Source organism: Stenotrophomonas sp. 63632_Sma (assembly GCF_056482875.1).
The window spans coordinates 3,131,240-3,148,543 of record NZ_CM151220.1 but is presented as its reverse complement, the minus strand read 5'-3'; the positions used below and the strand labels follow the sequence as shown (position 1 = coordinate 3,148,543).

15 protein-coding genes are annotated in these 17,304 nt (G+C 64.2%); 11 read left to right on the top strand and 4 right to left on the bottom strand.

The window, feature by feature from the left end; all coding sequences use genetic code 11:
- Window positions 1-80 precede the first annotated feature (80 nt).
- Genes ACZK45_RS14660 through ACZK45_RS14645 form a run of 4 tightly spaced genes read left to right on the top strand, consistent with a single transcriptional unit; the run spans window position 81 to window position 3,573 of the window.
- A complete protein-coding gene (locus ACZK45_RS14660) occupies window positions 81-1,424 on the top strand; it encodes a TRZ/ATZ family hydrolase (RefSeq protein ID WP_014037873.1) in 1,344 nt (447 codons plus the stop codon).
- Window positions 1,425-1,448: 24 nt separating this feature from the next.
- Entirely contained in the window at window positions 1,449-2,165 is a 717-nt protein-coding gene (ubiG, locus tag ACZK45_RS14655; RefSeq protein WP_049401248.1) for a bifunctional 2-polyprenyl-6-hydroxyphenol methylase/3-demethylubiquinol 3-O-methyltransferase UbiG, read from the top strand.
- The gene (locus ACZK45_RS14650) at window positions 2,162-2,857 is read left to right on the top strand and encodes a phosphoglycolate phosphatase (protein ID WP_478444867.1); all 696 of its coding nucleotides are present in this window, start codon (window positions 2,162-2,164) and stop codon (window positions 2,855-2,857) included. Before ubiG ends, ACZK45_RS14650 begins: the two co-directional genes overlap by 4 nt.
- Window positions 2,858-2,868: 11 nt before the next feature.
- Window positions 2,869-3,573 carry a squalene/phytoene synthase family protein gene (locus ACZK45_RS14645; RefSeq protein ID WP_049460737.1) on the top strand — a complete coding sequence of 235 codons (705 nt, stop codon included), beginning with the start codon at window positions 2,869-2,871 and terminating at the stop codon, window positions 3,571-3,573.
- An 89-nt stretch (window positions 3,574-3,662) separates the two neighbouring features.
- On the opposite strand, the gene ACZK45_RS14640 is transcribed toward ACZK45_RS14645, so the two are convergent.
- From ACZK45_RS14640 to yidD, 3 genes are read right to left on the bottom strand one after another with little or no spacing between them, the layout of a single operon-like run.
- Window positions 3,663-4,511 (bottom strand): M23 family metallopeptidase, encoded by an 849-nt coding sequence (locus ACZK45_RS14640; protein WP_478444866.1) that lies wholly within the window; start codon window positions 4,509-4,511, stop codon window positions 3,663-3,665.
- A complete protein-coding gene (locus tag ACZK45_RS14635) occupies window positions 4,511-5,857 on the bottom strand; it encodes a dihydroorotase (RefSeq protein WP_010486624.1) in 1,347 nt (448 codons plus the stop codon). The genes ACZK45_RS14640 and ACZK45_RS14635 overlap by 1 nt, the downstream gene beginning before the upstream one ends.
- A 1-nt stretch (window position 5,858) precedes the next feature.
- The gene (gene yidD / locus ACZK45_RS14630) at window positions 5,859-6,113 is read right to left on the bottom strand and encodes a membrane protein insertion efficiency factor YidD (protein WP_014037867.1); all 255 of its coding nucleotides are present in this window, start codon (window positions 6,111-6,113) and stop codon (window positions 5,859-5,861) included.
- 272 nt (window positions 6,114-6,385) lie between these two features.
- On the opposite strand from yidD, the gene dksA reads away from it, so the two are divergent.
- The 4 genes from dksA to radC all read left to right on the top strand — a co-directional run bounded on the left by dksA (window position 6,386) and on the right by radC (window position 10,966).
- On the top strand, window positions 6,386-7,615 hold the full coding sequence (gene dksA / locus ACZK45_RS14625; protein WP_478444865.1) for an RNA polymerase-binding protein DksA: 1,230 nt from the start codon (window positions 6,386-6,388) through the stop codon (window positions 7,613-7,615).
- Window positions 7,616-7,844: 229 nt separating this feature from the next.
- Window positions 7,845-9,044, top strand: a complete 1,200-nt coding sequence (locus ACZK45_RS14620; RefSeq protein ID WP_014603550.1) for a tyrosine-type recombinase/integrase — start codon at window positions 7,845-7,847, stop codon at window positions 9,042-9,044.
- Complete coding sequence (locus ACZK45_RS14615; RefSeq protein ID WP_016487843.1) at window positions 9,041-10,105, top strand: PDDEXK nuclease domain-containing protein; 1,065 nt, start codon at window positions 9,041-9,043, stop codon at window positions 10,103-10,105. The genes ACZK45_RS14620 and ACZK45_RS14615 overlap by 4 nt, the downstream gene beginning before the upstream one ends.
- 351 nt (window positions 10,106-10,456) lie before the next feature.
- Window positions 10,457-10,966 carry a RadC family protein gene (gene radC, locus ACZK45_RS14610; protein ID WP_003092330.1) on the top strand — a complete coding sequence of 170 codons (510 nt, stop codon included), beginning with the start codon at window positions 10,457-10,459 and terminating at the stop codon, window positions 10,964-10,966.
- A 66-nt stretch (window positions 10,967-11,032) separates the two neighbouring features.
- On the opposite strand, the gene ACZK45_RS14605 is transcribed toward radC, so the two are convergent.
- The gene (locus ACZK45_RS14605; RefSeq protein WP_001223964.1) at window positions 11,033-13,489 is read right to left on the bottom strand and encodes an ATP-binding protein; all 2,457 of its coding nucleotides are present in this window, start codon (window positions 13,487-13,489) and stop codon (window positions 11,033-11,035) included.
- Window positions 13,490-13,881: 392 nt separating this feature from the next.
- On the opposite strand from ACZK45_RS14605, the gene ACZK45_RS14600 reads away from it, so the two are divergent.
- The 3 genes from ACZK45_RS14600 to ACZK45_RS14590 all read left to right on the top strand — a co-directional run bounded on the left by ACZK45_RS14600 (window position 13,882) and on the right by ACZK45_RS14590 (window position 17,130).
- Window positions 13,882-14,709 carry a DUF932 domain-containing protein gene (locus tag ACZK45_RS14600; protein WP_003092327.1) on the top strand — a complete coding sequence of 276 codons (828 nt, stop codon included), beginning with the start codon at window positions 13,882-13,884 and terminating at the stop codon, window positions 14,707-14,709.
- A gap of 80 nt (window positions 14,710-14,789) precedes the next feature.
- The gene (locus tag ACZK45_RS14595; RefSeq protein ID WP_000994919.1) at window positions 14,790-16,859 is read left to right on the top strand and encodes a ParB/RepB/Spo0J family partition protein; all 2,070 of its coding nucleotides are present in this window, start codon (window positions 14,790-14,792) and stop codon (window positions 16,857-16,859) included.
- Between the two features lie 61 nt (window positions 16,860-16,920).
- Entirely contained in the window at window positions 16,921-17,130 is a 210-nt protein-coding gene (locus ACZK45_RS14590) for a hypothetical protein (protein WP_022580212.1), read from the top strand.
- Window positions 17,131-17,304 lie beyond the last annotated feature (174 nt).

Genomic DNA, 17,304 nt, shown 5'->3' with positions numbered 1-17,304 from the left:
AGACCCCGCCGCTTCGCGGCAGCCCCTGACTCAGGGGCGTGTCCCCCAGAAGTATCTCGCCCCACAGCCAGTGAGCCCGCATGAGCGATAGCCCGCACCTCCCCGAAGCCTGCGACCTGCTCATCGAAGCCGGTTACGTCGTTCCGATCGAGCCGCACGCGGTGGTGCTGGAAGACCATGCCGTTGCCGTGCGTGGCAGTGAAATCGTGGCCATCCTGCCGCGTGCCGAGGCGCGCGCGCGGTTCCGCGCCACCCAGGTGGTGAGCCGCCCCGAGGCTGCCCTGATGCCGGGCCTGGTCAATGCGCACACGCACAACCCGATGACGCTGCTGCGCGGCGTCGCCGACGACCTGCCGCTGATGACCTGGCTGCAGCAGCACATCTGGCCGGTGGAAGCGGCGGTGATCGGCCCCGAATTCGTTGCCGACGGCACCACTCTGGCCATCGCCGAGATGCTGCGCGGCGGTACCACCTGTGCCAACGAGAACTACTTCTTCGGCGACGTGCAGGCCGCGGTCTACAAGAAGCACGGTTTCCGCGCGCTGGTGGGCGCGGTCATCATCGATTTCCCCACCGCCTGGGCCAAGACCGATGACGAATACTTCGCCAAGGCCGGTGAACTGCACGACCAGTGGCGCACCGATCCGCTGATCGGCACCGCGTTCGCGCCGCATGCGCCCTACACGGTCAACGATGCCAACTTCGAGCGGGTGCGGATGCTGTCCGACCAGCTCGACATGCAGGTGCACCTGCACACCCACGAGACCGCGCAGGAGATCAACGATTCGATCAAGCTGCACGGCCAGCGCCCGCTGGCGCGGCTGGATCGGCTCGGCCTGGTCAACGACCGCCTGATCGCGGTGCACATGACCCAGCTGACCGATGCGGAAATCCACCTGTGCGCCGAACGTGGCGTCAGCGTGGTGCACTGCCCGGAATCGAACCTGAAGCTGGCCTCCGGTTTCTGCCCGGCCTGCGCCCTGCAGCGCGCCGGCGTGAACCTGGCGATCGGCACCGATGGCTGCGCCAGCAACAACGACCTGGACATGTTCAGCGAGAACCGCACCGCGGCGATCCTGGCCAAGGCCGTGGCCGACGATGCGACCGCGCTCGATGCGGCGACCACGCTGCGCGCCTCCACCCTGGGTGGCGCCCGCGCACTGGGCTTCGGCGACCGCATCGGTTCCATCGAAGTCGGCAAGCAGGCCGATCTGGTCTGCGTCGACCTGTCCGCGCTGGAAACCCAGCCGCTGCACAACGTCCTGTCGCAGCTGGTGTACGCCACCGGCCGCCAGCAGGTCAGCGACGTCTGGATTGCCGGCAAGCCGAAGCTGGTGCAGCGCGAGCTGGTCGGCATGGACCTGCCGGGCATCATCGCCAACGCGCGCCAGTGGCGCGAGCGCATCCGTCATATCCGCGCCTGAACCCCGGCGCCGCAAGGACCCCTCATGACTGCCCCCCACGCTTCCTCCAATTTCGATCAGGCCGAGCTGGACAAGTTCGCCGCGCTGGCCAACCGCTGGTGGGACGCTGACGGCCCGCAGAAGCCGCTGCATGCGCTGAACCCGGTGCGCCTGCAGTACGTGGCCGATCGCGTGCCGCTGCGCGGTGCGCGCGTGCTCGACATCGGTTGTGGTGGCGGCCTGTTGAGTGAAGCGCTGGCCCAGGCCGGTGCTGACGTCACCGCCATCGACCTGGCCCCGGAACTGGTCAAGGTCGCGCGCCTGCATGCGCTGGAAAGCGGCGCCAAGGTCGATTACCGGGTGCAGGCTGCCGAAGATCTGGCCGCCGAGCAGCCGGGCAGCTTCGATGTGGTCACCTGCATGGAAATGCTCGAGCACGTGCCCGACCCGGGCGCGATCATCGAGGCCTGCAAGCGCCTGCTGAAGCCGGGCGGCCACCTGTTCCTGTCGACCATCAACCGCACCGCCGCCGCCTTCGCGGTGGCGATCGTCGGCGCCGAGTACGTGGCGCGGCTGCTGCCCAAGGGCACGCACCACTACCAGGAATTCATCAAGCCTGCCGAGCTGGCGCGCTGGCTGCGCGAGGCCGACATGCAGCTGGTGGATGTCAGCGGCATGGCCTACGAGCCGTGGCGCAACCAGGCCCGCCTGAGCAGCCGTACCGACATCAACTACCTGGCCTACGCGGTCAAGCCGGCATGACCGCGGCCCGCTTCCCGCGCGCGGTGCTGTTCGATCTGGACGGCACCCTGCTGGACAGCGCGCCGGACTTCGTCGCCACCTGCGACGCGATGCTGGCCGAGCGTGGACGCGCACCCATCGATCCGGCCGCGCTGCGCCCGGTGGTGTCGAAGGGCTCGCGGGCGACGGTCTCGGCTGCGTTCCCGGAACTGGACGTTGCCGCACGTGACGCGCTGATCCCGGAATTCCTGCAGCGCTACGAAGCATTGATCGGCCAGCACGCAGTGCTGTTTGATGGCGTGGCCGGCATGCTCGCCGCGTTGGACGATGCCGGTACGGTGTGGGGCATTGTCACCAACAAGCCTGAATATCTGGCGCGCTTGATCCTGCCGCAGCACGGCTGGCAGCAGCGCTGTGCGGTACTGGTGGGTGGTGACAGCCTGGCCGAACGCAAGCCGCATCCGCTGCCGTTGCTGCACGCCGCGCAGGCGATCGGCATTGCCGCCGAAGACTGCGTGTACGTGGGTGACGACGAGCGCGACATCATCGCCGCGCGTGCCGCGGCCATGCCGTCGGTGGCGGCGTTGTGGGGCTATCGCCTGCACAGCGACGATCCGCTGGCCTGGCAGGCCGACGTGCTGGTCGAGAACGCCGAACTTCTGCAACTGGCCAGCCTCTGGCCGACCCGGCCGGCAGCCCCGGCCCAGCCGTAAGGAATCACGTAGTGAGCAGTACCGCGCTGGACAGTTTCCTCGACAAGTGGCGCAGCCGTTGGCCGGAATGGTCGGTGGCCGCCCCGTTCGTGGCCGAATCGCAACGCGAGCTTGCGGTGGCGTGGTTCGCGCTGCTGCAGGAATTCGACGACATGCTCAACACCAGCGGCGACCCGTTGCCGGCCGACGCCAAGCTGGCGTGGTGGGGCGAGGAGCTGCGCAGCTGGGCCGCGCATCGTTCGCGCCATCCGCTGGGCCGCCTGCTGGAGCCGGTGCGTGCGCCGTGGGCACAACTGGCCGAAGCGCTTCCGGATCTGGTTGAAGCGCGCACGGTCGCGCTGGATGCGGCCGGCGCCGAGCGCGCGCTGGCGAACTACGCAGAGGCCGTGGCCGCGGTGGAGGCAGCCCTGTTCGCGGACAAGCCGCGCACCGGCGCCGGTCGTGCGGTGCAGCTGCAGACCCTGGCCCAGCGCCTGCAGGATGCCGGCGTAGCCGGTGTGCCGCGCAGCCTGCTGGATGGTGATGCCAGCACGGCCGCACAGCGCTGGGCGCAGCATCTGTTGAAGGGCTGGGGCAGCCGCGTGCCCGGCCCGCGCCCGCGCCGCGTGTGGTCCAGCCTGGCGCGTGCACGCGTTGCCGCGCAGGCGGCAGGCAAGCCGATCGAAGCCACGCCGGTACGCACCCTGCTGCGTGTGTGGTGGGCTGCGCGCGGCTGATGCCGCTGCGCTCGCCGGGCATGGCCCGGCGCTACCGGGCGCGGTAATCGGGTAGCGCCGGGCCATGCCCGGCGGCCGTTCGTCGCGCGTTACTTCCGTTCCAGCATCAGTAACGGGTCGATACGGGTATCGAACCAGTTCATGCCCCAGTGCAGGTGCGGGCCGGTGGCACGACCGGTGGCGCCGACCGCAGCGATCACCTGGCCCTGTTCCACACGGTCGCCAACTTTTACGTCGATGCGCGACAGGTGCAGGAAGTTGGAGCTGACACCGAAACCGTGGTCGAGCAGCAGCGTGCCGCCGGTCAGGTACAGGTCGGGGCCGGCGAAGGTGACGATGCCGGCCGCCGGCGCCTTCACCGGCGTGCCGGTCGGTACCGCGATGTCCATGCCGGAATGACCTGCGCCGGGCTGTCCGTTGTACACGCGTGCGTTGCCGAAGCGGCCGCTGATGCGGCCCTGCACCGGCCAGATGAAGGTCTGGGTGAAGTCGGTGCGATCGTCATCGCGGGCACGCGCGGCGGTCACCTGTGCCTGTTCGCGCTTGATCCGCTCGGCAATCGCCGGCGGCGGGTTGACCGTCTTCGGCGGCACGCCGTTGACCCGCTCGGTGGGCCAGTCGCGCGGGGTCACCGCAATGGTCGCGGTCTCGCTGCCACCATCAGGGCGTTGCACCTGCACGCGCAGCGGACCCTTCTCGTCGCGGCCGATGCCGAACACCACGCTGCCATAGCCGCTCACCCGCAGTTGGCGGCCGGCGTACTGCACGCGGCTGCCGGCGGGTACCTTGCCGATCACCAGTGCGCCCTGCGATGCGCTGGCCGGGAACACCACCCGGCTGTCGATCAGGCTGCCGATGCCGTCCTGTGCCTGCGCCGACGGTGCGGTGAACAGGAGCGCGGCCACCAGCAGCGCCCCGATCAGAAGTGCGGAGCGCATCAGCGGTCGTAGGTCATGCGCTGGCCGGCCGGCTCGCCCACCAGTTTGCTGCCGTCCCACACCAGTTGGCCATTGACCCAGGTGGAGGCCACGCGCGAGCGGAAGGTCGTGCCTTCAAACGGCGACCAGCCGCACTTGGACAGCACGTCCTCGCGCTTGACCGTGAACGGCACGTCCTCGACCAGCACCAGGTCGGCGAAGTAACCCTCGCGCAGGAAGCCACGTTCTTCCACGTCGAACAGCTGTGCCGGCGCGTGCGCGAACTTCTGCACCACCTGCTCGCGGGTCAGCTTGCCTTCGTGCACGCGTTCCAGCGCGGCCACCAGCGCGTACTGCACCAGCGGCAGGCCCGACGGCGCCTGTGCGTAGGGCTTCTGCTTCTCTTCCCAGGTGTGCGGCGCGTGGTCGGTGGCCAGGACGTCCAGCACGTCATCGGCCAGCGCGGCGGTGATCGCCTCGCGGTCGGACACTTCCTTGATCGCCGGGTTGCACTTGATCAGGTTGCCCTTGGTCGCATAGTCCGGACGCGCGAAGTGCAGGAAGTGCACGCAGGTTTCGGCGGTGATCTGCTTGCGGCTGCCGTCGGCGCGGATCAGCGGGCCCTTCTCGAACAGCGCCAGCTCATCGGCGGTGGAGATGTGCAGCACATGCAGGCGGGTGCCGTGCTTGCGCGCCAGCGACATCGCCAGGCGGGTCGACTTGATGCAGGCCTCGCGCGAGCGGATGTCCGGATGCATGTCCGGGGTCAGCGCGTCGCCGTATTTCTCCTGGAAGGCCTTCAGGTTGGCGTCGATCATCGGCGTGTCTTCGCAGTGCGTGATGATCGGCGTCGGGCATTCGCGGAAGATCGCGTCCAGCGTTTCCGGATTGTCCACCAGCATGTTGCCGGTGGAGGCGCCCATGAACACCTTCACGCCCGGGGCCTTCTTCGGGTCCAGCGCACGGATGGCATCCAGGTTGTCATTGCTGGCGCCGTGGTAGAAGCCGTAGTTGGCCCAGGCGCGGCCGCGCGCGAGCTCGTATTTGGCTTCCAGGATGGTCGAATCCAGCGTCGGCGGATTGGTGTTGGGCATGTCCATGAAGCTGGTCAGGCCACCGGCCACCGCAGCCGCCGATTCGCTGGCGATGTCCCCCTTGTGGGTCAGGCCCGGTTCGCGGAAGTGCACCTGGTCGTCGATCATGCCCGGAAGCAACCAGCGTCCGGCTGCGTCCACCACCTGCTCGCCGTCGCGCGGCGCCAGCCCGTTGCCGATCTGCGCGATGCGGCCGTTCTCGATGCGCAGGTCGCCGTCGAAGGTGCGGCCTTCGTTGACCATGCGGGCGTTGGTGATGAGGGTGGAGGACATGTCAGTGTTTTCCTGTGCAACGGCAAGAGGGGGCGTTGGGAGACTCGGGCACGGGGTCGAAGCCGCCGGGATGGAACGGGTGGCAACGGCCCAGCCGGCGCGCAGCCAGCCAGCTTCCGCGCAGCGGGCCGTGCCGCGAGATGGCGTCCATCGCGTATTCAGAACAGCTCGGCACGAAACGGCAGCGTGGCCCCAGCAGGGGGCTGATGAAGCGCTTGTAGAAGCGCAGCAGGGCAATGAGCAGGCGCGAGATCACCCAGTCATCTTATGCCAGTTGGCATGAAGGCCGCATTTGTGCAGGATGGGCCGTTGGTCGCATGTCGCCGATGGCCTGCGACCGGTACCAGCGCCTTCGGGTGCTGGCCAGGTTCCGTACCGCGCAAGGCGGTCCGTGTTCGTCGGACTGCCTCCAAGGGCGCCTTGACTCCAGGACTGAATGGAGCAGGGGGTCGAGGTTGCTGCTGCGGGTCGGGTAGGCTATAAAGGCCCGCTTTCCCGGGCCCCGGGGAATCCAAGGAAGAGCGTTTCGTGGCTGCTAAAAAAACTGCAAAGAAGGCCGCAACGGCCGCCAAGAAAACCGCCAAGCCTGTTGTGAAGAAGTTGGCGGCAAAGCCCGTTGCCAGGAAACCGGCCAGCAAGCCGGCGACCAAGGCAGCGTCCTCGCAACCGGCGGCCAGGAAGGCCACCGCAAAGAAAACGCCGGTCAAGGCAACCAAGCCGGTGGCGAAGAAGGCTGCTGCGCCCGCCAAGGCCAAGCCTGCCGCTGCCAGCAAGAAGGCGCCGGTGGTGAAGAAAGCCGCCAGCAAGGCCGCGCCGGTGAAGAAGGCCGCCGCCAAGGCGGTGGCGAAGAAGGCAGCAGCCAAGCCGGCGCCGAAGGCGGTGGTGAAGAAGGCTGCGGCCAAGCCGGTCGCCAAACCTGCAGCGAAGAAGGTTGCTGCGGCTAAACCGGTGGCCACGCCTGCCGCTGTAAAGAAAGTCACCAAGAATGTTGCCGCGCCGGCCGCAAAGCCGACCCCGGCCCCCGTAGTGAAGTCCGCACCGAAGCCTGCCCCCAAGCCGGCTCCGGCCAAGCCTGTCCCGGCCAAGACCGTGGCAGTGGCAGCAGCCCAACCGGCCCCCAAGCCGGCCCCGGCCGCCGCTCCTGCTGCTTCGAAGGCCCCGCAATCCAAGAATCCCGTGCCCGTTTCGAAATCGCCTGCCAAAACCGCCGTGAAATCCGATTCCGCCCCGAAGACCGTGTCGCGCCCTGTCGGCAAGGTTGCCGTGGCCGTCGCCGCCCGCTCGGCGGCACCGGCCCCGCGCAGCAAGTACAAGGTGGTCGAGTACAAGACCGACGAGGCCACCGGCCGCCCGATCCTGCCGGCTGGCTACAAGCCGTCCTCGGAAGAGGAATACATGAGCCCGCTGCAGCAGGAGTACTTCCGCCAGCGGCTGCAGAACTGGCGCGCGGACCTGGTGGAAGAGTCCAAGCAGACCATCGAGAACCTGCGCGAGGAAGTGCGTGACATCGGCGACGAAGCCGAGCGTGCGACCCGCGAGACCGAGAACTCGCTGGAACTGCGTACCCGTGACCGCTACCGCAAGCTGATCGGCAAGATCGACAGCACCCTGAAGCGCCTGGAAGCGGGCGACTATGGTTACTGCGTCGACACCGGCGAAGAAATCGGCCTGGAGCGCCTGGAAGCGCGCCTGACCGCCGAACGCACCATCGACGCCCAGGAGCGCTGGGAGCACCTGCAGAAGCAGCAGGGCGACTGATTCCTGAGCGTTGTCTGGTCATGCGAAAAACCCGGCCTCGGCCGGGTTTTTTGTTTCACGATGACTCCAGCCCGGTAGTTCGCTGGACTGCGACGTAGCCCGATACAACAGGTTTATCAATAGCTTACGCGCGTCCATCATATGCCGGTGCTTTCTGAAACTTGACCCGGTTCTCCCTCGCGCCGCTCCTATCTGGCTCCTGGAATCCGGGTCGTTCCAAGGAGTCATCATGGCAAAGATCAAGCTCACCAAGACCGCCGTAGAGTCGGCGCAACCCCAGGCGAAGGACATCGAACTACGGGATACCGTCGTGCCCGGCTTCCTTTGCAAGATTACCCCGACGGGACGCCGGGTGTTCATGCTCCAGTACCGCACGAACTCTGGCCAGCCCCGCAAGCCCTCGCTGGGACTCTACGGGGAGCTAACCGTCGAACAGGCGCGGGTCAAAGCGCAGGACTGGCTGGCCGAGGTTCGCCGGGGTGGTGATCCCGGCGGTGCCAAGGCCGAGGCGCGCAAGGCGCCCACGATGGCCGAGTTGTGCAAAAAGTTCATGGAGGACTACTCCAAGAAGCGCAACAAGGTCAGCACGCAGGACGGCTACCAGGGCGTCATCGACCGCAACATCATCCCGCTGCTGGGCCGCAAGAAGGTGCATGACGTGAAGCGGCCCGACATTGCGGGGCTCATGGAAAAGCTGGCCTACAAGCCGACCGAGGCCAACAAGACCTTCGGCGTGCTGCGCAAGATGTTCAACTTGGCCGAAGTCTGGGGCTTCCGCCCGGACGGTACGAATCCGTGCCGCCACGTCCCGATGTACCCGCCGGGCAAGGAAACCCGGCTCATCGTGGACGAGGAAATGGTGCGGATCTTCCGCCAGTTGGAGAAACTGGAGGCGGAGGGGCTGGAGAACTACGTCATCCCGTTGGCGATCCGGCTGCAATTCGAGTTTGCGGCGCGGCGCTCCGAAATCTGCCCGCTCGAATGGAGCTGGCTGGACTTCGAGAACCGGCGCGTGGTGTGGCCCGACAGCAAGGTTGGCGGCATTTCCAAGCCCATGAGCGAGGAAGCCTATCGGCTGCTTTCGACGGCGCCGCGTCTGGAAGGCTGCCCTTACGTCCTGCCGTCGCCGAACGACCCGGCCAAGCACCTGACCTTTGGCGAGCACTATGGCGGCTGGTGCCGGACGCTCAAGGCCGCCAGCGTGCCGCACGTAGGCACGCACGGCATCCGTCATCGCTCGACCACCGACATTGCCAATTCCGGTGTGCCGACCAAAGTGGGAATGAAGCTGACGGGCCACAAGACCGTGGCGATGTTCATGCACTACGTCCACACCGAGGACAAGCCGGTGCGCGAGGCGGCCGAGCTGGTGGCCAGCCGCCGCCAAGCCATCACGGGCGCGCGGCAGCTTGCGGAGGCGGTGGCATGAACGGGCGCCGGCCATCAGCAGCATCGCTCGCAGCGCCCGCGGCGCTGCTGGGCGACATTCGGGCACTGATCGAGGCGGCGCGCAAGCGCGCCGCCTCGACGGTGAATAGCGAGCTTACGATGCTCTACTGGCGCATCGGCCAACGCATCCACACGCAGGTCTTGGACAGGCGCCGGGGCGCCTACGGCAAGGAAGTTCTGCCCACCTTGGCTGCGCAGTTGGTGGAGGAGTACGGCAGCAGCTTTGCAGAGCAGAACTTGCGCCGCATGGTGCAGTTCGCCGCCACCTTCCCCGACGAGCGAATTCTCGTATCACTGATACGAGAATTGAGCTGGACGCACTTCATCGCCCTGATGCCGCTGAAAGACCCGCTCCAGCGGGACTACTACGCACAGATGGCCAGCACCCAACGCTGGAGCGTGCGGACGCTGCGCGAGCGTATCGACTCGATGCTGTACGAGCGCACGGCGCTTTCCCAAAAGCCGGAAGAAACCATAGCGCAGGAGTTGGCGACCCTGCGCGATGCGCAGCGCATGTCGCCGGCCCTGGTCATGCGCGACCCGTACATCCTCGACTTCCTGGGCCTGCGGGACACTTGGCAGGAAGGCGACTTGGAAGCGGCGATCATCCGTGAAATGGAGTCCTTCCTGCTGGAGCTGGGCGCGGGCTTCTCATTCGTCGCCCGGCAGAAGCGCATTCCGATCGACGACGAGGATTTCCACCTTGACCTTCTGTTCTACAACCGCAAGCTGCGGCGGCTGGTTGCGGTGGAGTTGAAGGTAGGTGACTTCAAGGCGGCCTACAAAGGGCAGATGGAGCTTTACCTTCGGTGGCTAGACAAGCACGAACGGGAGCCGGAGGAAGCCTCGCCGCTCGGGATCATCCTTTGCACCGGCAAGAAGCGCGAGCAGATCGAATTGCTGGAGCTGGACAAGTCCGGCATCCACGTTGCCGAGTATCTGACCGCCTTGCCGCCGAGGGGCGTGCTGGTGGAGCGGCTGCAACAGGCAACGCAACGGGCGCAGTTGCAAATCGAGCAGCGCAAGACGGACAACGAGTAGTCCTGTCCCAAGCAGTCGGGCGTCCCGGCGTGCCGCCGTCGCGCTGTCGTGCTGCGCATCGAGCTTCGCTGCGCGAGTCTCGCCCCTGTCGGGCTTCCATCACTGACGCCTCCGTCCCGGCTCGTTGATCCGGGCCTGCGCGCTCCGCTTGCCAAAAATCGACTCTGTGCAGTGGGCGGGTGTGGGCGGTCTTGCTGTTCCCTTCACCGTATCACGGCGTTCTCGCCGTCAAGGGCGGCGCGCGCCATGCGCGCTTGCGTCCTGGCGGCCGTCTGCGACCCCTGACTGCTTGCGCTGCGCCGTGCTGCCGCCGGTTCCGGGCAATTCCGCCCGAGCAACCGGAGCACGATCATGTCGCAACTGTCCTTTCCCTCGTTCGATTCCTGTCTGCTGGTGCGCGACGCGCACGGGCGCTATCTACCGGCATCGGCCGACGACATTCTGGAAGCTGCGCGCCAGGTCATTGACCGGAAAATGCGGCGCGGAGCAGAGTTCACTTCGCCGGCGGCGGTCAAGGAATACTTGCGTACAAAGTTGGCCAGCTTCGAGCATGAGGTGTTCGTAGTGCTGTTCATGGATACGCGCCATCGTCTGATCGAATACAGGGAGATGTTCCACGGCACTATTGACGGTGCGTCGGTGTATCCGCGCGAAGTGGTCAAGGAGGCGCTGCGGCTCAATGCGGCGGCGGTCGTCGTTTCGCACAACCATCCGAGCGGAAACCCCGAGCCGAGCGCGGCTGACCGGGCGCTGACCCAGCGGCTCAAGGAAGCGTTGGGTCTGGTGGACGTGCGCGTGCTCGATCACATCATCGTTGCGGGCAACGAAACGGCATCGTTCGCCGAGCATGGGCTGATCTAGCCCAAGGGGCTTCGGCCCCTTTTTGCTGCGCCTGGTGGCATAGCTATGGCCCTCGCGGCCTGATGCTCAGGCCGTCGCAACCTGAATCATCTCGTCGTAATGTTTCTTGTCCACCTCTTCCAGCCACTGGAAGATGTTCCCGATGACGCTGTGGCTTTCGCCTGCCAAGTTTTCTGCGGATTCCTCTGTTATCTCAATAACGTCGCTATGTGAATACTTATTGATAAAGCGGTAGATTTTTTCTTTAAGCTCTGGTGTCGTGATGGTGCAATCTTTTAGGCCAGCCTCCATCAATTGACTAATGTCGCTTCGACGCCTTGGATATTTGAAGGTGAAAAACGATTCAACAAGCTTTCGGGCGAGGTTGGCGGTCAAGAACGCCTCATCTCGATTGAGTGTTGTGTGCGCCCTATATTCGTAGAGCTTCTTGAAGATATAGTGGTACTCGGAACCGTAGTTCTTGAGTGAGTCGTCGGCATCCACAAGTAGGGAGTGACGAGGGGAGCCAGGTGGCGCATCCAGGCGATAAAAGAAGCAATTCTCGGCGTTGCCTTTTTTGACTCGATTCCTATTGGTGCCAGTGAACCAGTCTCTCACTAGCTTAAAGTAAGTGAAGTTGTGAGTCAGCACAAAAAGTTGCTTGGCTTCAGTGCATTGCGTTCTCAAAAACGAGTAGGCGTGAAACAAGTGATTAGAATCAAAGCTTGAGACCGGATCGTCAACGACGACGATCGTATCCTTGATGTTATTTCCATTTTCTTTGAGCTTCGTGATGAAATAGACAAATGCAATCGCAGTTTTCTCACCTTCGCTCAAATTCCCATCGTGCTCACCAACCCCGTTTCTGATGATCTCATAGCCTTTCTTCTTCTGATTGAAGTTCAGGCAAAGCTCAGAGCGGCCAATGAAGCGATGCAGGATGTCATTGAACTCCTTTGCCCCGACCGTTTCATTCGAGAGCGCCGCTTCTATGGCTCCGACCTCTAGACTAATTTTTTCAATTTCCTTATGGTCGTTCTTTGCTTCTGACTCAAGGTCATTGCACTTCTTCTCACTTCCAGCATAGTCAAACTCTTGCACCTCAGCCGCAGCAAAGTGAAGCTCCAGTGCCACCTTGCTTTTTGAGGTCTCAGATTTGAAATTTGAAGTCTTATTGTTGTGCTTTCCAACGAGAGCAACAATCGATTTCAGGATGTCATTGAAATTGGTGACATCGTCTTCAACCACATCCGAGATCTGAATGTCTGTCTTCCCAGGGTCTGTGATCTTGGCCTTCAGGGCTTCCCGCCAGGCGTCGATTTGCTGGTCGATCTTTTCAGCAGCAGTTGCGTAGTCCTTTTGAAGCTTCTCTGCCTCGGCCGATAGTTCTTTATAAAACTCGGTCGATGCGGGAAACTGATTAGCTGGAGCGCCTTGAGATTCAATCCATGTCGCCGCGTTCTGAAGTCGGCTCTGAAACTCCGTGAACTCCTTGCTGAAGTGGGCAGCAAGCGCCTCGGCACGAAGCTGGGCGAACGGAGAGCCGCAGAACTCGCAGGATTGCGAGTCGTGGTTTTTATGGATTTCCAAGCCTGCTTGAACCCATTCGCGGATTTCCGGGTTATCGGTCAGCCGCTGGATTGCTTGATTGACCGCCGTAGTCCCAATCAAATCTCTGATGCGGCCCGCCGCTTTCTTAAAGTAGTCCGGCTCAATGGCCGTTGAGGCGAAAGCAATGCTTGGAAGCTGATCTGGCTTGGCGGCATTCGTAAGGTCGATAACCCTCTCATCTGGAAGAACCGACTCCGCCTTGATAATTGTCTCGCCGTTATTCTGTATGAAGTTGAAGAGCTTGCGGCGGTCGTAATTCAAGTAATAACTGTCGCTCGTATCAATCGCCTGAAGTCCAAGCTTCATTTTCTTGGCAGCATTGGTCAGGAACTTCTCTAATGCCTCACGCTGCTTCTTGATATCGCTTTGCTTGTCGTCGTGAGCCTTCTTTTTCGACTGAAGCTCGCTCTTCAGCTTCTCCAGCTTCTGCAAGTCATCAATCTTCTCTTTCGCAATAAGAAGGATGCTCTTTACGGATTTGTCCCAATCAATGTTCTCATGCACGAAGCGTTGATTGAAAACATGAATATTCAATTGGGATGAGTGGAGTGTGGATTCCGTGATCGTTGAGCCATCCTCCAGAACTACTGAAAATTGGCCCGTGCTGAAGCGGGGAACCATCGAGCGAAGCTCAAAGCAAGAGAATAGATTCGATAACGTTGACTTGCCTGTTCCATTCCAACCATAGACCAGGTTGTACCGGCCGAACTTTTGGATCTTCGTTCCATTGAAGTCGCTGAAGATTCCGAACTGTTTGAGGCGGTTGATGCAGACAATCATCTCTATATCTCCGTGTTCTTGCTTTCCCATCATTTGCTTGCGAAACAAATGGTAAACGAAGAGTCCTCTTGCGTCTCCGCTTCGCGGATCGCGCTGCTCCAGGTTCGCTAGTCGCTCATCCCTGGCGGGACTGGCTTCGCCAGCCTTCCGCATCGCTGACGCCTACGGCCCGGCTTCCAGCTTCGGGCCTGCGCGCTTCGCTTGCGTGCGGTCAGCACAAAGGGATGGCCGTTGCCTTGTCCAGCCGTCTCCCCTGACTTCATCACCTTACCCGCGACCGTAGCCCGCGACCGTGTGCCGTCAAGGCGCGCAGGGCCGTGTCCTCGGCTGCGCCTGCGGGCCGCACCAACCCTGCGCTTGGCTCCTTGACGGCCCCCGTCCGCGCGCTCCTTTGGGCGCGGGCGATGAACTCAGGAAAGACGGTGGCAACAGGGCCAACCGGGTTCCTCGTGCCGACCGCACCAAACAGCCGAAAGGCTGGGCTCCGAATCTAGAAATCCGGTGTGCGGTGTGAACAGCAAACCTCTTTTGTCAGGAGAAAGACCATGCAACTCGCATCCCGTTTCGCTTTCCGCTCCCCCTCGCTGCGCAGCGATTACCCGCTGTCCGACGACCAGATTCACCGCGTGGCCCCGTCCATCTTCGCGGATGCCCCGCACGAGAGCCGTTCGCAGCGGTACGCCTATATCCCCACCGCCGCCGTGCTGACCGAGCTTCGCAAAGAAGGCTTCCAGCCTTTCATGGTGACGCAAACCCGCGTGCGCGACGAAGGCAAGCGCGAGCACACCAAACACATGATTCGCTTGCGCCATGCCAGCCAGATCAACGGCGCGGAGGCCAACGAAATCGTGCTGCTGAACTCGCACGACGGCACCAGCAGCTATCAGATGCTGGCCGGAATGTTCCGGTTCGTGTGCAGCAATGGCCTTGTCTGCGGCAACACCGTGGCCGATGTGCGAGTGCCCCATAAAGGCGACGTGGCCGGTCTGGTCATTGAGGGGGCTTACGAAGTCTTGAGCGGTTTCGATCGGGTGAAGGAATCGCGCGATGCCATGCGCGGCATCACCTTGGACGATGGCGAATCCGAAGTGTTCGCCCGCGCCGCGCTCGCCCTCAAGTACGACGACCCCGACAAGCCCGCGCCCATCACGGAATCGCAAATCCTGATGCCGCGCCGCTTCGACGACCGCCGCCCCGACCTGTGGAGCGTGTTCAACCGCACCCAAGAAAACCTGACCCAAGGCGGGCTGCGTGGCCGCAGCGCCAACGGGCGCCGACAGCAAACCCGCCCGGTGCAGGGCATCGACCAAAACATCCGACTAAATCGCGCCCTCTGGCTGCTGGCCGATGGCATGCGCCAGTTGAAAGCCTGAATCCCCACGCGGCAGGGGCAGGCAGCAGCCCTTGTCGCTTTCTTCGCTGCTGCATCCCTGAACCGATAGGAGTTATCACCATGAACGCCGTTACCCAAACCGAAGCCCGCGCCATCAACACCGCCGCCGCTATCCCGCTGGAAGCCGCTGATCCGACCAAGAACCTGATTCTGGTTCCGCTGTCGCGGCTGGTGTCGCGTCCCACTGGCCGCAACGTGCGCAAGACCCCGCGCATGTCCATTCCCGAACTCGCCGCCAGCATCCAGCGTGTCGGCCTGCTGCAAAACCTCATCGTGATTGCCGCCGCCGATGGCGAGCATTACGAGGTCGTGGCCGGTGACCGTCGCCTCGCAGCGTTGAAGCTGCTGGCGAAAAAGCACCGCATTAGCAAGGAATGGGAGGTGCCTTGCCTGCTGGTGGCCGATGGCACCGCCCGCACGGCCAGCCTCACCGAGAACGTGCAGCGCGAAGCCATGCACCCCGCCGACCAGTTCGAGGCGTTCGCCGCGCTCGTGGCCGAAGGCCGCAGCATCGAGGACATTGCAGCGGATTTCAGCGTCACGCCGCTGGTGGTGCAGCGCCGTCTGAAACTCGCCAACGTGTCGCCGCGCCTGCTGGCCGACTACCGGGCCGAGGCCGTGAGCCTTGACCAGTTGATGGCCCTCGCCATCACCGACGACCATGCTGCGCAGGAAGCCGCGTTCTACGATGCGCCCACATGGCAGCGCGGCCCGCACAACCTGCGCGACCGCCTGACCGAACGCGAAATCGACGCCTACCGGCATCCGCTGGTGCGCTTTGTCGGGCTGGACGGCTACGAGCAGGAAGGCGGTGGCATCCGCCGCGACCTGTTCGCGGAGGGCGACAAAGGCGTGTATCTGACCGATGCCGCACTGCTGGAACGGCTGGCGCAGGACAAGCTGGCAGGTATCGCCGCCAAGGTGCAGGCCGAGGGCTGGGCGTGGGTGGATGCCACGCCGGGCATGACCCATGCCGATCTGCAAGCCTTCCAGCGTGCGCCAAGGGAACGCCGCAGTCCGAACAAGCGCGACGCGCAGCGCATCGAGAAGCTGCAAACCAAGCTGCACGAACTGGCCGAGGCGGTGGATGCCGCGCTGGACGACGAGGACGAGGAAAAGGCCGATGCCTTGCAGGAAGAAGGCGAACGCCTGGGCGAGCAGTTGCAGGCGCTGGAAGATGGCTTGCTGGACTATGCGGCCAACGTGAAGGCCGCAGCCGGTGCCATTGTCACCATCGACCGCGACGGGCAGGCCGCGATTCATCGCGGGCTGCTGCGCGAAGCGGAGGCCAAGGCACTGCGCACGCTGGAGCGGCTGCGGCAGGGTTTCGGCAGCGAAGGCGAAGCCGCGAACGAGGACGCAGGCGAGGACGACGAGCAGCCCAAGACCGCCGCCATGTCTGACCGACTGGCGCAGCGGTTGAGCGCGCACCGTACCGCTGCGCTGCAAATCGAAGTTGCACGGCATCCGCAAGCAGCGCTGGCCGCCGTGGTGCATGGCATGGTGCAGACCGTCTTGCAGGAAAGGCACTACGGGCACGACCTGCCGCTGGGTGTGCGCCTCACGGTGCAAGACCGGCTGGAAGGCATGGCCCCGGACTGGCCGGAATCACCCGCCGCCGTGGCGCTGCGCGAACTGCAACAGGTGGCAGGCGAAACCTTGCCGGAGGACAGCGCCGAACTGTTCGCCGCGCTGCTGGCGAAATCACAGGATGAACTGGTGCGGCTGTTGGCCGTGTGCTTAGCTTCCACGGTGGACGTGGTGACGCCTCGCGCCACGCCGCACCAGCCCGGCGCGGAACTGGCGCAGGCCGTGGGGCTGGATATGGCCGCGTGGTGGCAGCCCACCAATGAGGGTTACTTCCGGCATGTGCCGAAGGCCGCGATTCTGGAAGCCGTTGGCGGGTTCGCGCCCTCGCACGTCACCCGACTGGCGAAGTTGAAGAAGGGCGACATTGCCAGCGAAGCCGAACGGCTGGCCGCTGGCACCGGCTGGATGCCCGCCATCTTCCGCTCCGAAGGCCCGCAGCAGACCGGGCAGGACGCGCCGGCGGATGGCGAAGCCGAAGCACAGGAAGAAGTGGCCGCCGTGGCGGATGACCAGCCGCAGGCCGAGGCTTTGGCCGCGTGACTTCGCACCGTAGATAGCGCCCCGGTTCCGGCCGGGGCGCTTCATGTTGAGGATGCCTGCCATGACCCACCAACCCGCAAACCGCCCCCGCATAGCTGCGACCTATGCCTCCGGCACGGTGCGCGCCCGCCGCTGGCACGGCGACGGCGACGTGCGCGGCTACCGTCCGCCGCGTGGCTGGACGGCCCGCGCCGACCTGACCGATCTGCATCCCCTCACGGGCCGCGCCTTGCCGCGCGCCGTGTGGTGGATCATCGAAACCAAGGAATAACGAGCCGCACCGGCCCCAAGCCGTGCCGCCTTGGGGCCGGTGGTCGAAAACTCCGGGCGCGGCGGTGGCCGCGCCCGGTTTCACTGCTCAAAGCCAAAACGCCCCATCGCCGCCTTCGGACAGGCGGCGATGGGGCCACGCACAAGGGCGCTCGTGCGCGAAATCCACGAAGCC